Origin of the sequence: Mycobacterium sp. ACS4054 (assembly GCF_001667275.1) — a bacterium.
Classification (GTDB): domain Bacteria; phylum Actinomycetota; class Actinomycetes; order Mycobacteriales; family Mycobacteriaceae; genus Mycobacterium.
This window is the reverse complement of sequence record NZ_LZHV01000042.1, coordinates 85,256-106,418: the sequence shown is the minus strand read 5'-3', so window position 1 is coordinate 106,418 and position 21,163 is coordinate 85,256. Positions and strand designations below refer to the sequence as shown.

Sequence of the window (21,163 nt, the reverse complement as noted above, 5' to 3'; positions counted from 1 at the left end):
GTGGGCACATCGCGGCGGACGGGGCCATCGGTTCTCCTCGCCGCCGCGCGGGCGGGCGGGAAGCGGCTGCGCCTGGTGTGGTTCAACCTGGTGCAGACCGCCGTTGCGGCGGGTCTGGCCTGGTACATCGCCCACGACGTGCTGGCGCACCCCCAGCCGTTCTTCGCGCCGATCGCCGCCGCCGTGTCGTTGTCGACGAGCAACGTGCTGCGCGCGCAACGCGCCATCCAGATGATGGTCGGGGTCACCCTCGGGATCGGGGTCGGCTCGGTGGTGCAGGCCCTGCTGGGTCCCGGGGCGGTCCCCATCGCGATCGCCGCCTTCGTCGCGCTGGGCGCCGCGGTGTTCATCGGGGGCGGCTTCATCGGGCACGGGATGATGTTCGCCAACCAGACCGTCGTGTCGGCGATCCTGGTGCTCGCGCTCTTCCGCAGCGGCCTGGGCTGGGAACGCATCTTCGACGCCCTGATCGGCGGCGCGCTGGCGATCGTCTTCGCCGTCCTGCTGTTCCCCGCGGACCCGCTCACGCTGCTGCGCAACGCGCGCGTCGGCGTGCTCGGGGTGCTGCACGACGTCTTGACGCGGGCCGCGGACGTCGCCGCCGGGCGCAAAGACCCGCCGCCGGACTGGCCGCTGACGGCCGTCGACCGGGTGCACGAGCAGCTCAGCGGACTGCTCGAGGCGCGCACCACCGCCCGCCACGTCGTGACCATCGCCCCGCGGCGGTGGCGCCTGCGCGGCACCATCGAGGCCGCCGATCACCAGGCCGTGCACGTGGCCCTGCTGGCCGGCTCGGTGCTGCAACTCGCGCGCGCCGTGGCCCCCGACGCCGACGGCCATCGCGAGCATCTTTCGCAGCCCGTGCACACCGTGCTGGTGGTGCTCGGCGCCGCGACGGCCCTGGCCGACTCCGATCCGGCCGGCGCATGCGCCTACACCGCCTCGGCGCGCCGACACGCTTCGGAATTGCAGTCGACCGCGTCCGGGAAAAGGCAGCTGATCCTCGCCGACGTGGTCAGCGCCTGCGTCGACGACCTGCAGCGGGTGATCGACCTCCGGCGCGTGTGAGGAGCTTCAGCGGGAGTCGGCCAGAAACTCCTGGACCAACTTCCGCGGGGCCTGGGTCAGCCACGCCTCGGTTATCAGCTCCTCGAGGTCGCGGACCGAGATCGCGGACAGCTTGACCAGCACCGCCGGATAGCCGTCGAAATGCGGGGTGGTGAAATACACGGTCGGCTCGTCGGCGATCAACCCGAACTTGACGCCCTCGTCGGACACCCGCACGCCCAGGATGTCGCCCTCGGGCGGTTCCGACCCGCCCCGCGCCAGCTCGTCGCGCTCAGACGGGCGCAGCGGCCGCTCCCAGGCCAGCAACTTCTTGCCGACCCGCCAGTCATGCGGTGACGGCTCCGAGGTGAGTGCCAGCTCGTTCACGATGCGGGCGACGTCGTACCACGTGGCCACAATTCGATTGTGCTCCCGGTTTGGCCACGAGTGCCGCTGTATTGGCAAACGGTTTCGCGGCGCGAACGGCGCGCAACCGCCCGGTGTGTGATGTGATCAGCCTTGTGCTTGAAGCTGATGCCGGGGGCGCCCGCCGCCATCGAGTCACCCACCGCACCGAGTACCGCTACTCCGACGTCGTGACCAGCTCCTACGGCCGTGGCTTCCTCACCCCGCGCGACTCGGCACGGCAGCGCTGCATCGCCCACCGGCTGACCATCGACCCCGCCCCAGCCGACGTCTCCACCAGCTTCGACGTGTACGGCAACATCAGCTCGTATTTCCACGTCACCGAGCCGCACCACACCCTGATCGTCACCAGCGACTCCATCGTCGACGCGTATCCGCCGGCACCGGGGCGCTACACCAGCGGCCCGGCGGTTCAACCGTGGGAGGCCTCCCGGCCGACGGGGGGCAAGGGGGCGCTGGCCGTCGAGTTCACCTTGGACCTGATTCCGCCCGAGATCACCGATGAGGTCCGCGAATACGCGGCGCCCAGTTTCGCCCCGGAGCGCCCGCTGGTCGATGTGCTGCGCGACCTCACATCGCGGATTTTCGCCGACTTCACCTACCGCTCGGGGTCCACCACGATTTCCACCGGGGTAAAAGAGGTTCTGGCGGCCCGGGAGGGGGTATGTCAGGACTTTGCACGGCTGGCAATCGCCTGCCTGCGCGCCAACGGTCTTGCAGCCAGCTACGTGTCCGGCTACCTGGCCACCGACCCGCCACCGGGGAAGGATCGAATGATCGGTATTGACGCCACCCACGCCTGGGCGGCGGTGTGGACACCGCAGGAGCCCGGCCAGTACGAATGGCTCGGGCTCGACCCAACCAACGACCAGCTGGTCGACGAGCGTTACATCATCGTCGGACGCGGCCGCGACTACGCCGACGTGCCGCCGCTGCGGGGCATCATCTACACCGACTCCGAACACAGTGTGATCGACGTCGCGGTCGACGTGGTGCCCTTCGAGGGAGATGTGCTCCATGCGTGACTTCAACTGCCCGAACTGCGGCCAGCGCCTGACGTTCGAGAACTCCACCTGCCTGAATTGCGGCAGCGCGCTGGGGTTTTCGCTCGAGCAGATGGCCCTGCTGGTGATCGCCGAGGAGAACGCCGGCGAGCACGCCGGTTTCGTGGATGCCGCCGAGTATCAGCTGTGCGCCAATCTGCAACTGGCCGAATGCAATTGGCTGGTTCCCGTCAACAACCCGCGGCTGCTGTGCACGTCCTGCGCGCTGACCACCGTGCGGCCCAACGACGCCGACACCGCCGGCCTGGCCGAGTTCGCCCGCGCCGAGGCGGCCAAGCGGCGGCTGATCGCCGAGCTGCACGAGCTCAAGCTGCCGATCATCGGGCGCGAGGAGGATCCCGAGCAGGGGTTGGCCTTCCACCTGCTCTCCAGCGCGAAGGAGAAGGTGTTCACCGGCCATGACAACGGCGTGATCACCCTGGACCTGGCCGAGGGCGACGACGTGCACCGCGAGCAGCTGCGGGTCGAGATGGAGGAGCCGTACCGCACTCTGCTCGGACACTTCCGGCACGAGATCGGCCACTACTACTTCTACCGGCTGATCGCCCCGTCCAGCGACTACCTGGTGCGCTTCAACGAGCTGTTCGGCGATCCCGACGCGGACTATCAGGAGGCACTCGACCGCCATTACAGCGAGGGCGCACCCGAGGGCTGGCAAGAGGACTTCGTGTCCTCCTACGCCACCATGCATCCCGCCGAGGACTGGGCCGAGACCTTCGCCCACTACCTGCACATCCGCGACACCCTGGACACCTCGGCGTGGTGCGGCTTCGCGTCGGCATCGGCGACGTTCGACCGGCCGGCGTTGGGGCCCAGCGCTTTTCAGACGATCATCGACATGTGGCTGCCGCTGTCGTGGTCGTTGAACATGGTGAACCGGTCGATGGGCCACGATGACCTGTACCCGTTCGTGTTGCCGGTCGCGGTGCTGGAGAAGATGAAGTTCATCTACACCGTGATCGACGAGATGACCTCAGACGCGCGCGGACCCGCAGCCATCGCGGGTTAGGCTGGGCGATGTGCTTTTCCATCACCGCCGATCTGGTGGTGGGCACCGCCCTCGTGCCGGTTGCGGTGGCGAGCCTGCGCGAGGTGAAGCACTGGCGTGAGGTGCCTTTCGCTTCGCTGCCGGCGGTGTTCTCGGTCCACCAGTTCCTCGAGGCGGCGGTGTGGCCCAATCGCGTTGTCTCGGCCGGGTTCGCGAACTTCGCCATGCACGCCTACGTGTTCATCGCGCTGCCGGTGCTTCCACTGCTGGTGCCCGTGGCGATCCTGATGCTCGAGCCGCGCGGGGCGCGGTTACGGGTGGCGCCCTTCGCGGTGCTCGGCGCGGTGGTGTCGGCCTACCTGGCCGTCGTCGTCCTGGCCAAACCGGTCGGGGTGACGAGGTGCCCGCACGTGCTGGAATACCAGACCGCCTCCCGCGACAGTTATCTGTGGGCGGTGCTCTACATCCTCGCCGTCATCGGGCCGGCCCTGATGTCGGGCTATCGCTCCATCGTGGTGTTCGGTTTGGCGAACCTGGTGGGGCTGGTGCTCGTCGCTATGTTCTATTTCGAGGCGTTCGCGTCGGTGTGGTGCATCTACGCCGCCGTGATGTCGGTGCTGGTGCTGGTGCACATGGTGCGCCGGCGCCGGATGCCCGATCCGCACCGGTACCGGGGTGTCGGCCCGGACCGGCCGGTGCCCGTTCGCTCTTGAAATCCCTTGTGTCACTTTAGTTCCAAGAGTCACAGGGCGGGCATTTTTGTCGGTGGGTGTTCCTAGTGTGTGGGTATGGGTGCGAGCAGTCGTGAGGAGATCGTCGAGGTCATCGACGCGCTCGGCGACGATGCGGACCGCTTGTGCGAGTTGTCGTTTGACGTGCTCACCACGCCGGAGCGGTTGCGCGTCTTGGAGCGGGTGGAAAGCGTGGCCCGCCAGCTGCGCACGCCCCAGCACGCGCTGATCAACCAGCTCGACGCGCAGGGCAGTGCCGAGGAGCTGGGCGGCTCGCTGCCGACGGGGCTGGCCGACCGGTTGCGCATCACCAAGGCCGAGGCCGCCCGGCGCATCGGGGAAGCCCGCGAACTCGGGCAGCGCCGGGCGCTGACCGGCGAGCCGTTGCCGCCGAAATTGAGCGCGACCGCGGCCGGCCAGCGCGCGGGACTGATCGGCGACGGCCACGTCAACGTGATCCGCGGCTTCCTGGCCCAGCTGCCGGCCGAGGTCGACGCGTTGACCCGCCAGGCCGCCGAAGCCGACCTGGCCGCCAAGGCCGCCGGGTATCGGCCCGACGAGTTGGCCAAATACGCCCGGCGGGTGATGGACTGGCTGCACCCCGACGGGGAATTCAGCGACGCCGAGCGGGCCCGCAAGCGCGGAATCACGTTGGGCAAGCAGGACTTCGACGGCATGTCGCGCCTCAGCGGCCTGCTCACCCCGGAGTTGCGGGCCGCCATCGAGGCGATGCTGGCCAAGCTGGCGGCCCCCGGGGCGTGCAACCCCGACGACGAGACCCCGGTGGTCGATGCGACTCCCGATGAGGAGGCGGTGCGCCGTGACACCCGCAGCACCGCCCAACGCAACCATGACGCGTTCGTGGCCGGCCTGCGCGGGTTGTTGGCGTCGGGCAATCTGGGTCAGCACAACGGGCTGCCGGTGTCGATCGTGGTGACCACCACCTTGCAGGACCTCGAGGCCGCCGCCGGTAAGGCCTTGACCGCCGGCGGCACCCTGGTGCCGATGGCCGATGTGATCCGCTGGGCCGGCCACGCCCACCATTACCTGGCGATCTTCGACAAGGGCCGGTCGCTAACGCTGCACCACACCAAACGCTTCGCCTCGCCGGCGCAGCGAATCATGTTGTACGCCAAGGATCGTGGCTGCACGCGGCCGGGATGTGATGCGCCGGCCTACCACAGCCAGGTCCACCACGTCCGCGGCTGGACCGCCACCCACCGCACCGACGTCGACGACCTGACCCTGGCCTGCGGCCCGGACAACCGACTCGCCGAAAAAGGCTGGACCACAAGGACCAACGCCCGAGGCGAAACCGAATGGCTACCCCCGGCACACCTGGACCGCGGCCAACCCCGAACCAACAGTTTTCACCACCCCGAGAGATTCCTGCGCGACGGAGATGACGATGACCCCGTTTGACGCGCCGCCGAACCGGGAGGACGACGAAGCCGCTTGACGCTAGGCCGGCATCACCCGGCGAACGTCCGGCCCCCACAGCGGCTGTACCGCCGGCAGGGCCAGCTGCGTGGTGGTGATGACGTCGGCCAGTTCGCGCAACTGTGCGTGCACCGAACCGAGCAGATCGGACAGCTCGGCGCGCAGCCCGTCGGCACTGACGGCCTCCAGTTCGCCGGGATGCGAGCGGCGCAGCAGGGTGCCGATCTCGTCGACCAGTCGCTCCGGGCGCGACGAACCCGACGCGCCGGGCAGGTCCTTGAGGTTGGCCCGCAGTCGCTCCACCTGATACAGCAACGACCGCGGGTTCTGCGCGTCGAACAGCATCAGCTCGGTCACCGCGGCGACGCTGACCTTGCCCACGGTGCGGCGCCGGTAGATGACCGAGGACTCGCATGCCACCAGCGTCGCCTCGATGATCGTCTGTTCGGCGGCCGCGCGCCGGACCGCGATCAGCGTTTCCCGCAGCAGCGCGGTCAACCAGAGCCCACGTTCGATGCGCTTGCCGATGTCCATCATCGTCCAGCCCACGTCGCGAACCATCGACTCGCCGGCCACCCCGGCCAGGGTCAGCATCCCGGACAGCGTCTGCACCTGGGCCGATGCCAGCAGCGCGTCGGCCTCGGCCAGCGAGTCCGGCGGCTCGCGCCGCTGGGCCAGCGCGCGCTCCACCCCGGCCAGCACCATCCAGGTGTCGTTGGACATCTGGTCGCGCACCGCCCTGGCCGCGAGCGCCAAGCCCTCCACCGACTGCACCAGGGACCCGGACCGGTCCGGATCCACCGTCAAAGACCACAACGTCGAAGGGGCGACGGCGATCATCTCCGCCCCATCAACGGGACTGCCGTCGGCGGCGGTGTCGGTCCCGGTGATCCGGCCCAGTGCGGCCAACAGCACCGGGACGCACTCGCTTTCCTCGGTGTGCTGCTGGTGCCGGTAGACGTGGAACCTGTCCCGGGCGACCAACAGCAGCCGCGCCATGTTCTCCGCGCGCTCGCCGTACCGGCCGATCCAGAACAGGTCGGACAGCACGCGCGGCGAGCTGACGCCCCAGGTTCCCGCGGCCGTCTTCGCCGGGGCAGGCGGCGCTGGCAGGCTCACGGCCTCGGCCCGCGCGCGCTCGGTCGGACGCACCCAAACATCCTTCGCCGCAACGGTTTCCAGCGTATACGCGGCCGGCCCGGGCGCCAGCACGTAGCCGACGCCGCCGATCATCGGGGCGTACCCGCTGCGCTGGGCCACGTTGAACAACCGGATGCCGACGCCGGCCGACGACAGCACCCCGGCGTGGTCGGTGGGCGCCGACGAGAACTGCGGCAGCTCCTGACCGATCCACTGCCAGGGCATCTTCTCGATGCGCCCGGCCAACTGCGCCAACTCATAGGACGAAAGGGTGGGCCCGACAAGGGTTTTCCCGCCGACGGTCGACTTCACCAGCAGCGATGACAGGTTCGCCAGCAGGTGCGAGCGTTCGGCGTCGATGCCGCCCCAGTAGACCGGCGCCGTCTGCAGCAGCGGGGCCTCGGCGAGCAGATGCTCGGACAGCTGCGGCAGGAACCGCAGCAGCCCAGGGTTTTCCAGGATTCCACTGCCCAGCGTGTTGACCACGGTCACGGTCCCGCGGCGCGACGCCTCCACCAGACCGGCCACCCCGAGCCGGGAGTCGGCGCGCAGATCCAGCGGGTCGGTGTAGTCGGCGTCCACCCGGCGCAGCACCACGTCCACCCGTTTCAACGTGCCCAGCGAGCGCATCCACATCTTGCCGTCGCGCACCACCAGGTCCGCGCTCTCCACCAACGGGAAGCCCAGCAGCGTGGCCAGATACGCCTGATCGAAGGCGGTTTCGGAGAAGATGCCCGGGCTGAGCACCACCACCACCGGATCCTGCGCGTCGTCGGGCGCGGCGTCGATCAGCGCCAGGCGCAACGCCTGGGCGAACGGCGTCGTAGGGCGCGGGGCGATCCTCTCGTACAGGTCCGGAATCGAGTGCGCGACCACGCGCCGGTCGGCCAACGCGTAACCGGCGCCCGACGGCGCCTGCGTCCAGTCGGCGTTCACCCGAAAGGTGCCGTCGGGCAGCCGGCTGACGTCGCAGGCGTGCAGGAAAAGCTGGTGATGCCCGGGCACTTCGATGCCGTTGGCGGCGCGCACGTAACCGGGATGGGCGAAGAGCAGCTCCGGCCGCAGGACACCCTGTGTGAGCAGGCTGCGCGGCCCGTACAGGTCGGCGAGCACGGCGTCGAGCAGCCGCGACCGCTGCACCAGCCCGGCCTCCAGCGCCTCCCATTCGGCGGCGGACAGCACGATCGGCAGGGTGTCCAGGATCCACGGCCGCGGCTCGAGCCCGTGCCCGCCGGGTTCGACGTCGGTGTAGGTGATGCCGTCGCTGTCGATCAAGCTGCGGACCACCGAGCGCAGCCGGTCCAGCCCCGGCCGGCCGCGTTCGGCGATGGTGTCGGCCAGCTCGGCCCAGGCCGGCCGCACGTTGCCGTCCTGGTCGACGAATTCGTCGTAACCTGCGGCCGGCCCGTGCCGAAGATCGAAGAGCGCCTCCTGGGCGCGCGCGGCCCGGTAGCCGGCCAGGAGGCGGTCGGCGTCGTAACGGTCCTCGTAGCGGTCTTCGTGACGGCCACCAGCGGCCGCCGCGGGTGCGCCGGTGCCGAATGTCATGTCCGCAAACGCCATTACCGCGAAACGGTACGCACGCGACGCAGGTCGAGGATGCCCGGCGCGCCGATGTCGGTGAAGATGCGCGCCTGTTTTTCCCGGATGTCGGACAGGTCGAGCTTGCCGGGGGTGAAGCCGGTGGCCTCGAAGCGGCGGGCGCGGCGCGCCTCGGCCTCGACCGCGTTGACGGGCGGCTCGTCGTAGGCCCGCCCGCCGGGATGCGCGACGTGATAGGTGCACCCGCCGCGCGAGGTGCCCGTCGTCAGGTCGACGAGCTCGAACTGCAGCGGCACGTCGGTGCTGATCGTCGGGTGCAGCGCGCTCGGCGGCTGCCAGGCCTTGAACCGCACCCCGCCCACGTGGATATCGGGGTTGTCGGTCGCCAGCAGCGGCACCGGGTAGCCGTTGACCGTCACCACGTAGCGGTGCCGGTCGGCGCCGATGATGCGGATCTGGATGCGCTCGACCGACGAGTCGACGTAGCGGGCGGTGCCGGTGGCGGTGGCCTCCTCGCCCAGGGTGTTCCACGGCTCGATCGCCCCGCGCAGCTCGATCTCCACGCCGTCGAACACCGCGGTGCCGATGCGCGGGAAGCGGAATTCGGTGAAGGGATCCAGCCAGCTGGTCTCGAACGCGATGCCGTGCGCGCGCAGGTCGGCGGCGACGTCGGCGATGTCGTGAATGAGGAAGTGCGGCAACAGGTATCGGCCATGCAAGTTGGCGCCGTGCCGGATCAGCGGGGCGCGCAGCGGCTCGTCCCAGAACCACGCCACCAACGAGCGCACCAGCAGCGACTGCACCATCGCCATGCGCAGGTGCGGCGGCATCTCGAACCCGCGCAACTCCAGCAGGCCGAGCCGGCCGCGGGGGCTGTCGGGGCTGTACAGCTTGTCGATGCAGAACTCGGCGCGGTGGGTGTTGCCGGTGATGTCGGTCAGCAGGTGGCGCAGCGCCCGGTCGATCATCCAGGGCCGGGGGGCGTTGCCGCCGAAAGGCCCGGCCAGCCGGGCGATCTCGGCGAACGCGATCTCGAGTTCGTAGAGCGCCTCGGCGCGGCCCTCGTCGACCCGGGGGGCCTGCGAGGTGGTGCCGACGAACCGGCCGGCGAACAGATACGACAGCGACGGGTGCCGCTGCCAGTACGTCAGCAGCGAGACCAACAGGTCCGGCCGCCGCAGCAGCGGCGAGTCCGCGGGCGTGACGCCGCCCAGGGTGATGTGGTTGCCGCCACCCGTGCCGCCGTGGGTGCCGTCGACGTCGAAGGACTCGGTGGAAAGCCGCGCCAATCGCGCCTGCTCGTAAAGGGTTTCGAGCTGCTGGCGCTGCTCGGCGAAGCTGGCGCTGGGCGCGACGTTGACCTCGATGACGCCGGGGTCGGGGGTGATCGTCGTCGAACGCAGCCGCGGGTCCGGCGGAGGTTCGTAGCCCTCGATCACCACCGGGCAGTCGGCCTTGGCCGCGGCCGCCTCGACACGGGCGATGAGATCGACGAAGTGATCCAGCGCCTCGCTGGGCGGCATGAAAATGTAGAGCAGCCCGTCGCGAACCTCGGCGACCATCGCGGTGGGCGGCGCAGAGTCGGAGTCCTCCACCACCGCCGCGTCCGACTCCGTCGACAACGCGTCCCCGGCGGTCTGGGGATCGGCGTCGAACGTCGGCCGCGGCGGCCGCCAGCTGATGGAATCCAGCGGCAGCCGCAGCCCGGCCGGAGAATCGCCGTGCAGCAACACGATTCGACCGCGGCGCAGCCGCCAGTCGGCGCTGGCCCAGCCCATGCCGTCGTCGCGGCGGTGCAGCGGCAACACGAAAGCCGCGGGGGCCGTGACGGATTCGTCGAGCCGTGCCAGCAGGGCGGCGCGCTCGCCGGGGGAGTCGCGGTCGAGATCGTCGGCCGGATGCACCGGCTCACCCTCGGGCTGGCGCACCTTGTCCGCCAGCCGGTGCAGCGGGTCCTCGTAGGCGGCCCGCACCTGGGTGAGGGGCAGCCCCAGACCGTCGGCGACCCCGGCGAGCACCTGATACGCCGCCTCCTCGTCGACGGGGGCCGGCCGGTCGCCCCAGGGGTCGGCCAGCAGCGCGTCGTCGGTCCACAGCGGTCGCCCGTCGGTGCGCCAGTACAACGCAATCTGCCAGCGCGGCAACGGTTCTCCCGGATACCAGCGGCCCTGCCCGCGCTGGATCAACCCGTTGGGAGCCCACTCCTGTTTCAGGCGCGCCGCCAGGTCGGAGGCGCGCTGGCGCTTGTGCGGTCCGTCGGCCGCCGTGGTCCACTCCTCGGCGACCTGGTTGTCGACGGAGACGAAGGTCGGCTCACCGCCTATGGTCAGCCGCACGTCGGCGGCGGCCAGCCGCTCGTCGACGCGCCGCCCGACCTCACAGATCGTTTCCCAGGCGGCGTCGGTGTAGGGCAGCGTGACGCGGGGGTCCTCGTGGATGCGGGTGACGGTGTTGGAGAACTCCAGCACCGATTCGCACGGTTCGGTGCCGCCGCTGATCGGCGCCGCGGACGCCGGGTGTGGGGTGGCCGCCAACGGGATGTGGCCCTCGCCGGCGAACAGACCCGAGGTCGGGTCCAGCCCGATCCACCCCGCGCCGGGGATGTACACCTCGGTCCAGGCGTGCAGGTCGGTGAAGTCGGCGGCGGGCCCCGACGGCCCGTCGAGCGCCTCCACGTCGGAGGCCAACTGCACCAGATACCCGGACACGAAGCGCGCGGCCAGCCCCAGCTGGCGCAGGATCGACACCAACAACCACGCCGAATCGCGGCACGAGCCGACCCCGGTGCGCAGCGTGTGGTCCGGCGTCTGGACGCCGGGCTCCATCCGCACGCTGTAGGCGACGTCGGCGTTGACGGCGTGGTTGAGGGCGACAAGCAGGTCGATGGTGCGCGTGCCCTCGCCCACCGAGAAGTTCTCCACCCACGCCCGCGTGAGCTTGCCCGGGCCCGACCCGTCGCCCTCTTCGTCGATCGGCCGCAGGTAGGGCTCGAGGTCGGCGGCCAGCTCCTTGGGGTAGGTCAGCCCGCCGGCGGGCCACGTCTCGGCCCAGTCCTCGATGAAGAAGTCGAACGGGTTGATCACCTTGAGGTCGGCGATCAAGCCGACCGTGATGGTCAGCCGCCGCGTCGGATTCGGAAACACCAGGCGCGCAAGGAAATTGCCGACGGCGTCCTGTTGCCAGTTGATGAAGTGCTCGTCGGGCTCGATGCGCAGCGAGTACGCCTCGAGCGGCGTGCGGCAATGGGGCGCCGGGCGCAGCCGCACGACGTGCGGATACACCCGGACCGCCCGGTCAAAGGTGTAGCTGGTGCGGTGCTCCAGCGCGACTTTGATGCTCATAACAAGGTGATCTCATCACAAGCGGCACAAGGCCGCAGCGCACCGCAGCCAGCGCTTACCGTGCTGTAACTTCGGACGCTGACCGGCGCTTATGCCGGCTGCGGCCCCGGCGGCGGGCCCGGTTGGTACCCGGGCTGCTGCGGCGAGACGACCTGGCCGCCCGTCAGCTTGCGGTAGGCGTAGGTCAGGATCAGGCCGTCGAGCGGAGCGGCCACCAGCAGGCCGAGGCCGCACGTGACGAAGCCGGCGATGGTCAGGGCCAGCACCACCAGCCACACCAGCAGCGCGTTCGCGAAGTTCGATCCGACGAGCGAGAAGCTGGACGTGAAGCCGCCGATGGCCGACTCGGAGCGATCGACGACGTACAGGATGGTGAACTGCACGAAAAGGCTCAGCACCAGGCCCGGCACGAAGCAGAGCGAGTAGCCGATCGAGGTGAGCACGCCCACGATCAGCGCGGCCAGAAAAGCCATGCCCAGGTTGCGCGGCTTGAAGAACGAGCCGATGGTCACCGGGCGTCCGTCGGCGATGTCCAGGCAGCCGGACAGGAAGCCGGCTTGCGCGAAGGCCGTCACGAGGTAAGTCAGCAGGGTGCCGAGGATGAAGACGCCCAGCCCGGGCCCGGTGAGGTTCGTCGTGAAATAGAAGCCGTAGTTATCGCTGGTCGTGGTGTCCGGCGACATGTTCTGGCCCACGAAGCTCACCGCGGAGGCCGCCGCGAACAGCAGGCCATAGACCAGCGCCGGCACGATCAGCGTCAGGGCGTTCTTGGTGAAGGTGTTCCAGGCCCAACCGAAGGCGTCACCGATGCTGAAGGCGGGCGTCGTCGGTGACCCGTAGCCCGGCTGGGGGTAGCCGCCGTAGCCCGGGGGCGGCGGCGGCGGTGCGCCGTAGCCGGAAGGGGGGCCGTAGCCCGGCGCCTGCGGTGGCGTTGCGCCGTAACCGGACGGCGGTGTGCCATAGCCGGACGGCGGGGCGCCGTAGCCGGGGGGCGGTGGATAGCCCGGGGGATTCTGCTCGCTCCCGTGGGGATCGGGCGGGGTGCCTGGGTATTCGGGAGGCTGGCTCATGTCCGTCCTAGCTGTTGACTCAACCTGTGGGCACGCGCACACGGGAACTTAGCAAAGATGTCGGGGCGGCGCCCGGATTCGTTTTCGTGGTATGCCTGAAGCCGTGTCCGACGGTCTTTTTGACCTGCCCGGCGCGGCGCCGGCGAGCGACCACGGGCTGGGCGTGTCGGCCGGCGCGCCGCTGGCGGTGCGCATGCGCCCGGCCTCGCTGGACGAGGTGGTCGGGCAGGATCACCTGCTGGCGCCCGGATCGCCGCTGCGCCGCCTGGTCGAGGGCTCGGGCGTGGCGTCGGCCATCCTCTACGGCCCGCCCGGCAGCGGCAAGACCACGCTGGCCGCGCTGATCTCGCAGGCGACCGGCCGCCGGTTCGAGGCGCTGTCGGCGCTGTCGGCCGGGGTCAAGGACGTGCGCGCGGTCATCGAAAACGCGCGGAAGGCGCTCCTCATCGGCGAGCAGACCGTGCTGTTCATCGACGAGGTGCACCGCTTCTCCAAGACCCAGCAGGACGCCCTGCTGTCGGCCGTGGAGAACCGGGTGGTGCTGCTGGTGGCGGCGACCACCGAGAACCCGTCGTTCTCGGTGGTGGCGCCCCTGCTGTCCCGGTCGCTGATCCTGCAACTGCGGCCGCTGGGCGCCGACGACATCCGCACGGTGGTGCAGCGCGCGATCGACGATCCGCGCGGCCTGGGCGGCCGGGTCGCGGTGACGCCGGACGCCGTCGAGCTGCTGGTGCGGCTGGCCGCCGGCGACGCCCGGCGGGCGCTGACCGCGCTGGAGGTCGCCTCGGAAGCCACCGATTCCGTCGGCGTCGAGACCATCGAGCAGTCGCTGGACAAGGCCGCGGTGCGCTACGACCGCGACGGCGACCAGCACTACGACGTCATCAGCGCCTTCATCAAGTCGGTGCGCGGCTCCGACGTCGACGCGGCGCTGCACTACCTGGCCCGCATGCTCGTCGCGGGGGAGGACCCGCGGTTCGTCGCGCGCCGGCTGATGATCCTGGCCAGCGAGGACATCGGCATGGCCGATCCGAGCGCGCTGCAGGTCGCGGTGGCGGCCGCGCAGACGGTGGCGCTGATCGGCATGCCCGAGGCACAGCTGACGCTCGCGCACGCGACCATCCATTTGGCCACCGCGCCCAAGTCGAACTCCGTCACCACCGCGCTGGCCGCGGCCATGGACGACATCAAGGCGGGCAAGGCGGGCCTGGTGCCACCCCACCTGCGCGACGGGCACTATTCCGGCGCGGCGGCGCTGGGCCACGCGCAGGGCTACCGGTATTCCCATGACCAGCCGGATGGCGTTGCGGCACAACAATATCCACCCGACGAGCTGGTGGGCACCGACTACTATCGGCCGACCGGCCGCGGCGCCGAGCGGGAGCTGGCCGGGCGGCTGGAACGGCTGCGCGCGATCATCCGCGGGAAGCGAGGACGGCAATGAAGACCTTCACCGACGAGGAGATGGGCCGGCTGCTGGCCACCACCAAGGAGTACAGCGTCGTCATCCTCAAGCGCGGCCCCCGATTCGGCGACGAGTCGTCGCCGGGGCTCATCTGGGAACACGGGCGGCGCAACTTCGGGCTACGCGACGACGGCATCCTGGCGGTGGTGCTGCCCGTCGCCGACGAGTCCGACGTATGCGGCATCGGGGTGTTCGCCGCCACGGTCGACGACACCGCCGCGATCATGGCCGACGACCCCGGCGTCGCCGCGGGCGTCTTCACCTACCAGGTGCACCCCTGCCGCGGATTCCCTGGCGACGCGCTGCCGTAAAGCGCATCGAGTGTGCGGCTGGCCGCACGCTCGACGCCCGCTGTGCGGCTGGCCGCACACTCGGCGCGGAAAGCCGCGGCCCCTAGACCAGCTCGGGCACCCGCAGGTGGGCGATCGCCAGCTCGAACTCGGCGACGTCGATCACCTCGGCGCCCAGCTCCCGGACGCGCCTGCTGCGCAACTCGCTCGCCCGGTCGCTGTTGCGGGCCATCGCGTCCATCGAGTCGAACGTGGAGCAGGCCACCGCCCGCCGGCAGGCGGGGTGGTCGACCAGCAGGCTGGCGCTGCAGAACCCGTCGAGCTCCTCGAGCTCGGGCAGCACCGAGGAGCGGTAGAAGTCCAGCGACCGGTTGAGCTGATCCGGCACCACCTTGAGCCAGGTGGCCCGCACGCACGCCCCCTGACGGGACGGGTGGTCGCGGTGCAGCAAAGCGATGTCCCACTCCTCGACGCGGGCGCTGCCGTCGAACATCAGCGCGGCCCGGTCACGAATCGGGGCGACCCGTTCGGCGCTGGCCCGCATGGCCTCGATGCCGTCCCACGAGCTGGTGGCGATGCAGGTTCCGGACTGCCGGTCGACCAACAGGGATAGCCCGACGCACCCGTCGATCTCGGTGAGGGCCGGCATCACGACATCGCGCATGTGCGCGATTCCGATGTCCACCGACAAGGGTTGCGCCTGAATGGTGGTAGAGCGTGCGTACACGGCCGACCCCCCTCTGTCGAGGGCAGCGCCCCGGTGGCGCCACCGGTCTCACCAGTTACCTTCCTCCTGCGCGGTGCGCGCCGCAATGCCTTGATGTGGCGGCGCTCACAAACGATTGGCCGGCCTTGAGCAGGCCCCGCGGGCGCGCCGTAGGCTGGTCGGAATGCATACCGATGTGCTGGACGTGGACACTTCGCGCCGCCGCATCGTCGATCTGACCGAGGCGGTGCGGGGCTTCTGCTGGTCGCGGGGCGACGGCCTGTGCAACGTGTTCGTCCCGCACGCGACGGCGGGCGTCGCCATCATCGAGACCGGCGCGGGCTCCGACGACGACCTGATCGAAACGCTGGAACGGCTGCTGCCGCGCGACGACCGGTACCGGCACGCGCACGGCTCCCCGGGCCACGGCGCCGACCATGTGATGCCGGCGCTGATCGCCCCGTCGGTGACGGTGCCGGTCTCCGGCGGCGAGCCGATGCTGGGCACCTGGCAAAGCATCGTGCTGGTCGATCTGAACCGGGACAACCCGCAGCGCTCGGTGCGGCTGAGCTTCGTGGAGGGCTAGCGGCCCGATAGCCCGGCTACTCGGAGCGAATAGGCTGGAACGGACCTTTACGCCAACACGCGACAGGAAGAAGCGGACTCAACAGTGCAAACACACGAGATCAGGAAGAGGTTTCTTGATCATTTCGTGAAGGCGGGCCACACCGAGGTGCCGAGCGCCTCGGTGATCCTCGACGACCCCAATCTGCTGTTCGTCAACGCCGGCATGGTCCAGTTCGTGCCCTACTTCCTGGGCGCGCGCACGCCGCCGTACCCGACGGCCACCAGCATCCAAAAGTGCATCCGCACGCCGGACATCGACGAGGTGGGCATCACCACCCGGCACAACACCTTCTTCCAGATGGCGGGCAACTTCTCGTTCGGCGATTACTTCAAGCGCCGGGCGATCGAGCTGGCGTGGACCCTGCTGACCAACCCCGTGTCCGAGGGCGGCTACGGGCTGGATCCCGAAAGAATCTGGACGACGGTCTATTTCGACGACGACGAGGCCGTGCAGCTGTGGCAGGAGATCGCCGGGCTGCCGGCCGAGCGGATCCAGCGCCGCGGCATGGAGGACAACTACTGGTCCATGGGGATCCCCGGGCCGTGTGGCCCGTCGTCGGAGATCTACTACGACCGCGGGGAGGAGTTCGGGGTCGGCGGCGGCCCGGTGGCCAACGAGGACCGCTACATCGAGATCTGGAACCTCGTGTTCATGCAGAACGAACGCGGCGAGGGCACCGGTAAAACCGACTTCGAGATCCTGGGGCCGTTGCCCCGCAAGAACATTGACACCGGCATGGGCGTCGAGCGGGTCGCGTTCATCCTGCAGGGCGTGCACAACGTCTACGAGACCGACCTGCTGCGGCCCGTCATCGACACCGCGGCCAGCCGGGCGCCCCGTCCCTACGACGTCGGCAACCACGAAGACGACGTGCGCTACCGCGTGATCGCCGACCACAGCCGCACCGCTGCGATCCTGATCGGTGACGGCGTCACCCCCGGCAACGACGGGCGTGGATACGTGTTGCGCCGCTTGCTGCGCCGGGTGATCCGGTCGGCCAAGCTGCTCGACATCGAGGGCCCCATCGTCGGCGACCTGATGAGCACGGTGCGCGACGCGATGGGGCCGTCGTATCCGGAACTGGTCGACGACTTCGACCGGATCAGGCGCATCGCCGTCGCCGAGGAGACCGCGTTCAACCGCACGCTGGTGGCCGGATCCAAGCTGTTCGACGAGGTGGCGGGAACCACCAAAGCCGCTGGGGCGAAATCGATTTCGGGCTCTGACGCCTTCACGCTGCACGACACGTACGGCTTCCCGATCGAGCTGACCCTGGAGATGGCCGCCGAGGCCGGCCTGCAGGTGGACGAGATCGGCTTTCGGGAATTGATGGCCGAACAACGCCGTCGCGCCAAGGCGGACGCCGCGGCCCGCAAGCACGCGCACGCCGACCTGAGCGCCTACCGGGAACTGGTCGACGCCGGTCCCACCGAATTCACCGGCTTTGACGAATTATCCTCCGAGGCAAGGATTCTCGGCATCTTCGTCGACGGCAAGCGGGTGCCGGTGGTCGCCCACGGGTCGCAAACGGAAGGGGCCGGGGCCCAACAGGTCGAGCTGGTCCTGGACCGCACCCCGCTCTACGCCGAGTCCGGCGGGCAGATCGCCGACGAGGGCACGATCAGCGGGACCGGGACCGGCGAGAGCGCCCGCGCGGCGGTCACCGACGTGCAGAAGATCGCCAAAACCCTGTGGGTGCACCGGGTCAACGTCGAATCCGGGGAATTCGTGGAGGGCGACACCGTCGTGGCGGCCGTCGACCCTCAGTGGCGCCGCGGCGCCACCCAGGGGCACTCGGGCACCCACATGGTGCACGCCGCGCTGCGACAGGTCCTGGGGCCCAACGCCGTTCAGGCGGGATCGTTGAACCGGCCCGGCTACCTGCGTTTCGACTTCAACTGGCAGGGCGCGCTGTCCGACGAGCAGCGCACCCAAGTCGAGGAGGTCACCAATCAGGCCGTCCAGGCCGACTTCGAGGTGCACACGTTCACCGAGCAGCTGGAGAAGGCCAAGGCGATGGGCGCGATGGCGATGTTCGGCGAGGCCTACCCCGACCGGGTGCGGGTGGTGGAGATCGGCGGGCCGTTCTCGCTGGAGCTCTGCGGGGGAACGCACGTGCACAACTCGGCCCAGATCGGGCCGGTGACCATCCTGGGCGAATCGTCGGTCGGGTCGGGGGTCCGCCGGGTCGAGGCCTACGTCGGGCTGGACTCGTTCCGCCACCTGGCCAAGGAGCGCGCGCTGATGGCCGGGCTGGCGTCGTCGCTGAAGGTGCCGTCCGAAGAGGTGCCGGCCCGGGTGGCCGGCCTGGTGGAGCGGCTCAAGGCCGCCGAGAAGGAACTCGAACGCGTGCGCCTGGCCGGCGCGCGGGCCGCCGCGACCAACGCCGCGGCCGGCGCGGAGCGGATCGGTAACGTCCGTGTGGTGGCGCAACGCATGTCGGCGGGGATGACGGCCGGTGACCTGCGTTCCCTGGTCGGCGACATCCGCGGCAAGTTGGGTAGCGAACCCGCCGTGGTGGCGCTGATCGCGGAGGGCGAGGGCGGCAGCGTGCCGTACGCGGTCGCCGCGAACCCGGCCGCCCAAGACCTCGGAATCCGCGCCAACGACCTGATCAAGCAGCTGGCTGCGACGGTCGACGGTCGCGGCGGCGGCAAGCCCGACCTGGCGCAGGGTTCCGGCAAGGATCCGAGCCGCATCGACGCGGCGCTCGAGGCGATCCGCTCCCAGATAGCGCGGGTCGGTTGAGTGGTCCCCACCCAGCATCGCGCGCCCGACCGGCCCGGCGACCCCGATCAGGATCCGGGGCGGGGGCGACGGCTCGGCATCGACGTCGGCAGCGTGCGCATCGGCGTCGCCTGCAGCGACCCCGACGGCATCCTGGCGACCCCGGTCGAGACCGTGCGCCGTGACCGCTCCGGCAAACACGTGCGGCGGCTGGCCGAGCTGGTCGCCGAGCTCGGGGCGGTCGAGGTGGTCGTCGGGTTGCCGCGGACGCTGGCCGACCGGACCGGGCCGTCGGCGATCGACGCGATCGGGTTGGCCGACGAGCTCTCCCAGCGGATCGCCCCCACGCCGGTGCGGCTGGCCGACGAGCGCCTGACCACGGTCAGCGCGCAGCGATCGCTGCGCGCCGCGGGCGTCCGCGCCCGGGAACAGCGGGCGGTGATCGACCAGGCGGCCGCGGTCGCCATCCTGCAGAGCTGGCTCGACCAACGCCGCGCCACCCTGACCGCGCGGGAGCCGGCCGATGGTTGACAGCGCACGGCGGGAACGCGCCGAGCCCGAGGCCGTCGGCCCATCGCGAAAGCGCAGTCGCGTGGCGCGGAATCAGTCCGAGCGGGGCCGTCGCCGGCGGCGGTTCGCCGGCAAGATCGTGCTCGCGATCGTCGCCGTCGTCGTGCTGGTCGGGGTCTTCGTCGGGGCCAAGCTGTGGCACACGGTCTTCGGGGCCGGCGATGACTACACCGGAAACGGCAAGCGCGACATCGTGATTCAGATCAAGGACGGCGACTCGACCACGATGGTGGGGGAGACGCTGCAGCACGAACAGGTGATCAAGACCGTCCGCGCATTCGTCAACGCCGCGCACGGCAACAGCAAGATCTCCTCGATCCAGCCCGGCTTCTACCGCATGCGCACCGAGATCCCGGCGGCCGATGCCGTCGCGCGGCTGGCCGACCCGAACAGCCGCGTGGGCCGGCTGGTCATTCCGGAGGGCCGCCAGCTCGACGACACCACCGACATGAAGACCAACGTGGTGACCCCGGGGATCCTCACGCTGATCTCCCGCGCCACCTGCGTGACCCTCGACGGGGATCAGCACTGCGTCGCGGTGGAGGAGCTGCGGGCGGCGGCCACCAACGGCACGCCCGCCGCACTGGCCGTCCCGCCCTGGGCCGTCGAACCGTTCACCGAGCTGGGCAAGGACCACCGCCGGATCGAGGGGCTGATCGCGCCTGGAACCTTCAACGTCGACCCCTCCGCGCCGGCCGAGACGATCCTGTCCGGCCTGATCAGCGCCGGCGCGGTCGAGTACGTGAAGTCCGGGCTGGTGGACACCGCCCAGGCCATGGGTCTGTCGCCCTACGACATCCTGGTGGTGGCCTCGCTGGTGGAGCGGGAATCCAAGTCGCAGGACTTCGCGAAGGTGGCCCAGGTCATCTACAACCGCCTGCACGCGCACCACACGCTGGAATTCGACTCGACGGTCAACTACCCGCTGGACCGCCGGGAGGTGGCCACCACCGACGCCGACCGGGCCCAGAAGACGCCCTGGAACACCTACGTGTCGCAGGGTCTGCCCGCGACGGCGATCTGTTCGCCCGGCGTCGACGCGCTGCGCGCCGCCGAGCACCCCGAGCCCGGTGACTGGCTGTACTTCGTCACCATCGACGCCCAGGGGACGACGCTGTTCACCAAGGATTATCAGCAGCATCTGGCCAACATCGAGCTGGCTAAGCGCAACGGTGTCCTCGACAGCACGCGCTAGAAGGGCGGCCGTCCTCGGCAAGCCGATCGCCCACTCGAAATCCCCGCAACTGCATCTGGCGGCCTACCGGGCGCTGGGCCTGGACGGCTGGACCTACGAGCGCATCGAATGCGACGCCGAGCAACTGCCCGGCCTGGTCGGCGGGTTCGGGCCCGAGTGGGTCGGGGTGTCGGTGACCATGCCGGGCAAGTTCGCCGCGCTGCGGTTCGCCGACGAGCGCACCGAGCGCGCCGATCGGGTGGGGTCGGCCAACACCCTGGTCCGCACGCCCTCGGGGTGGCGGGCCGACAACACCGACATCGACGGGGTGAGCGGGGCGCTCGGGTCGGCCTCGGGACGCGCGCTGGTCTGTGGATCGGGCGGCACCGCGCCGGCGGCCATCCTCGGGCTGGCCCAACTGGGCGTCAGCGATATCGCCGTCGTCGCGCGCGACCCGGACAAGGCGGCCCGGCTGGTGCAGCTCGGCTCGGGCGCCGGGCTGCCGACGCGGTTCGTGGCCCTGGACAGCGACGAGCTGGCCGGTGCGGTGCGCGGGGCACAGGTGCTGGTCAGCACCATCCCCGCGGACGTCGCGGCGCGCTACGCGGACACCTTCGCGCCCATCCCGGTGCTGCTCGACGCCGTCTACGACCCCTGGCCCACGCCGCTGGCCGCCGCGGTCGCCGCGGCCGGCGGCCGGGTGATCGGCGGCCTGCAGATGCTGCTGCACCAGGCCTTCACCCAAGTCGAGTTGTTCACAGGGCTGCCGGCGCCGCGAGAGGCCATGGCCGCCGCCCTGCGTTAGCGTTTCGCG

The 21,163-nt window shown here is 70.2% G+C and carries 17 protein-coding genes; 12 read left to right on the top strand and 5 right to left on the bottom strand.

From position 1 onward, the window contains the following. Window positions 1–1,068: an aromatic acid exporter family protein gene (locus tag A5730_RS11615; protein ID WP_067899933.1), complete on the top strand. Its 1,068-nt coding sequence runs from the start codon at window positions 1–3 to the stop codon at window positions 1,066–1,068. Window positions 1,069–1,074: 6 nt separating this feature from the next. Here the strand turns inward: A5730_RS11615 and A5730_RS11610 are convergent, their stop codons facing one another. Continuing rightward, a complete protein-coding gene (locus tag A5730_RS11610) occupies window positions 1,075–1,464 on the bottom strand; it encodes an MmcQ/YjbR family DNA-binding protein (RefSeq protein ID WP_067899930.1) in 390 nt (129 codons plus the stop codon). 92 nt (window positions 1,465–1,556) lie between these two features. On the opposite strand from A5730_RS11610, the gene A5730_RS11605 reads away from it, so the two are divergent. The 4 genes from A5730_RS11605 to A5730_RS24685 all read left to right on the top strand — a co-directional run bounded on the left by A5730_RS11605 (window position 1,557) and on the right by A5730_RS24685 (window position 5,678). Beyond that, window positions 1,557–2,498 (top strand): transglutaminase family protein, encoded by a 942-nt coding sequence (locus A5730_RS11605; protein WP_197506232.1) that lies wholly within the window; start codon window positions 1,557–1,559, stop codon window positions 2,496–2,498. Next, window positions 2,491–3,546, top strand: a complete 1,056-nt coding sequence (locus A5730_RS11600; RefSeq protein ID WP_067899927.1) for a putative zinc-binding metallopeptidase — start codon at window positions 2,491–2,493, stop codon at window positions 3,544–3,546. Before A5730_RS11605 ends, A5730_RS11600 begins: the two co-directional genes overlap by 8 nt. A gap of 8 nt (window positions 3,547–3,554) precedes the next feature. Beyond that, entirely contained in the window at window positions 3,555–4,238 is a 684-nt protein-coding gene (locus A5730_RS24690; protein WP_067899924.1) for a DUF6629 family protein, read from the top strand. 75 nt (window positions 4,239–4,313) lie between these two features. Further along, complete coding sequence (locus A5730_RS24685; protein ID WP_067899921.1) at window positions 4,314–5,678, top strand: HNH endonuclease signature motif containing protein; 1,365 nt, start codon at window positions 4,314–4,316, stop codon at window positions 5,676–5,678. A 39-nt stretch (window positions 5,679–5,717) separates the two neighbouring features. Here the strand turns inward: A5730_RS24685 and A5730_RS11585 are convergent, their stop codons facing one another. From A5730_RS11585 to A5730_RS11575, 3 genes are all read right to left on the bottom strand, one after another. After that, window positions 5,718–8,399 carry a circularly permuted type 2 ATP-grasp protein gene (locus A5730_RS11585; protein WP_067899918.1) on the bottom strand — a complete coding sequence of 894 codons (2,682 nt, stop codon included), beginning with the start codon at window positions 8,397–8,399 and terminating at the stop codon, window positions 5,718–5,720. After that, on the bottom strand, window positions 8,399–11,719 hold the full coding sequence (locus tag A5730_RS11580; RefSeq protein WP_067899916.1) for a DUF2126 domain-containing protein: 3,321 nt from the start codon (window positions 11,717–11,719) through the stop codon (window positions 8,399–8,401). Before A5730_RS11580 ends, A5730_RS11585 begins: the two co-directional genes overlap by 1 nt. 89 nt (window positions 11,720–11,808) lie before the next feature. Then, on the bottom strand, window positions 11,809–12,789 hold the full coding sequence (locus A5730_RS11575) for a hypothetical protein (protein ID WP_067899913.1): 981 nt from the start codon (window positions 12,787–12,789) through the stop codon (window positions 11,809–11,811). Window positions 12,790–12,880: 91 nt separating this feature from the next. On the opposite strand from A5730_RS11575, the gene A5730_RS11570 reads away from it, so the two are divergent. Both A5730_RS11570 and A5730_RS11565 read left to right on the top strand, forming a co-directional pair. Next, entirely contained in the window at window positions 12,881–14,233 is a 1,353-nt protein-coding gene (locus A5730_RS11570; protein ID WP_067899910.1) for a replication-associated recombination protein A, read from the top strand. Next, the gene (locus A5730_RS11565; RefSeq protein ID WP_067899906.1) at window positions 14,230–14,565 is read left to right on the top strand and encodes a hypothetical protein; all 336 of its coding nucleotides are present in this window, start codon (window positions 14,230–14,232) and stop codon (window positions 14,563–14,565) included. The genes A5730_RS11570 and A5730_RS11565 overlap by 4 nt, the downstream gene beginning before the upstream one ends. 82 nt (window positions 14,566–14,647) lie before the next feature. Here the strand turns inward: A5730_RS11565 and A5730_RS11560 are convergent, their stop codons facing one another. Next, on the bottom strand, window positions 14,648–15,271 hold the full coding sequence (locus A5730_RS11560) for a hypothetical protein (protein ID WP_055404772.1): 624 nt from the start codon (window positions 15,269–15,271) through the stop codon (window positions 14,648–14,650). Window positions 15,272–15,446: 175 nt separating this feature from the next. On the opposite strand from A5730_RS11560, the gene A5730_RS11555 reads away from it, so the two are divergent. The 5 genes from A5730_RS11555 (at window position 15,447) to A5730_RS11535 (ending at window position 21,154) form a co-directional block, all read left to right on the top strand. Beyond that, a complete protein-coding gene (locus A5730_RS11555) occupies window positions 15,447–15,836 on the top strand; it encodes a secondary thiamine-phosphate synthase enzyme YjbQ (protein ID WP_197506233.1) in 390 nt (129 codons plus the stop codon). A gap of 84 nt (window positions 15,837–15,920) precedes the next feature. Beyond that, window positions 15,921–18,626 carry an alanine--tRNA ligase gene (alaS, locus tag A5730_RS11550; RefSeq protein ID WP_067899900.1) on the top strand — a complete coding sequence of 902 codons (2,706 nt, stop codon included), beginning with the start codon at window positions 15,921–15,923 and terminating at the stop codon, window positions 18,624–18,626. After that, on the top strand, window positions 18,627–19,136 hold the full coding sequence (ruvX, locus tag A5730_RS11545) for a Holliday junction resolvase RuvX (RefSeq protein ID WP_067899897.1): 510 nt from the start codon (window positions 18,627–18,629) through the stop codon (window positions 19,134–19,136). Then, window positions 19,129–20,370, top strand: a complete 1,242-nt coding sequence (gene mltG / locus A5730_RS11540; RefSeq protein ID WP_067899894.1) for an endolytic transglycosylase MltG — start codon at window positions 19,129–19,131, stop codon at window positions 20,368–20,370. Before ruvX ends, mltG begins: the two co-directional genes overlap by 8 nt. Further along, window positions 20,348–21,154 (top strand): shikimate dehydrogenase, encoded by an 807-nt coding sequence (locus A5730_RS11535; RefSeq protein ID WP_156745768.1) that lies wholly within the window; start codon window positions 20,348–20,350, stop codon window positions 21,152–21,154. Before mltG ends, A5730_RS11535 begins: the two co-directional genes overlap by 23 nt. Window positions 21,155–21,163 lie beyond the last annotated feature (9 nt).

Coding starts and splice junctions, on each gene's coding strand:
- A5730_RS11585 (WP_067899918.1), bottom strand. CDS start 8,399: ATGGCGTTTGCGGACATGACATTCGGCACCGGCGCACCCGCGGCGGCC.
- A5730_RS11600 (WP_067899927.1), top strand. CDS start 2,491: ATGCGTGACTTCAACTGCCCGAACTGCGGCCAGCGCCTGACGTTCGAG.
- A5730_RS24685 (WP_067899921.1), top strand. CDS start 4,314: ATGGGTGCGAGCAGTCGTGAGGAGATCGTCGAGGTCATCGACGCGCTC.
- A5730_RS11565 (WP_067899906.1), top strand. CDS start 14,230: ATGAAGACCTTCACCGACGAGGAGATGGGCCGGCTGCTGGCCACCACC.
- A5730_RS24690 (WP_067899924.1), top strand. CDS start 3,555: ATGTGCTTTTCCATCACCGCCGATCTGGTGGTGGGCACCGCCCTCGTG.
- A5730_RS11575 (WP_067899913.1), bottom strand. CDS start 12,789: ATGAGCCAGCCTCCCGAATACCCAGGCACCCCGCCCGATCCCCACGGG.
- A5730_RS11580 (WP_067899916.1), bottom strand. CDS start 11,719: ATGAGCATCAAAGTCGCGCTGGAGCACCGCACCAGCTACACCTTTGAC.
- mltG (WP_067899894.1), top strand. CDS start 19,129: ATGGTTGACAGCGCACGGCGGGAACGCGCCGAGCCCGAGGCCGTCGGC.
- A5730_RS11570 (WP_067899910.1), top strand. CDS start 12,881: ATGCCTGAAGCCGTGTCCGACGGTCTTTTTGACCTGCCCGGCGCGGCG.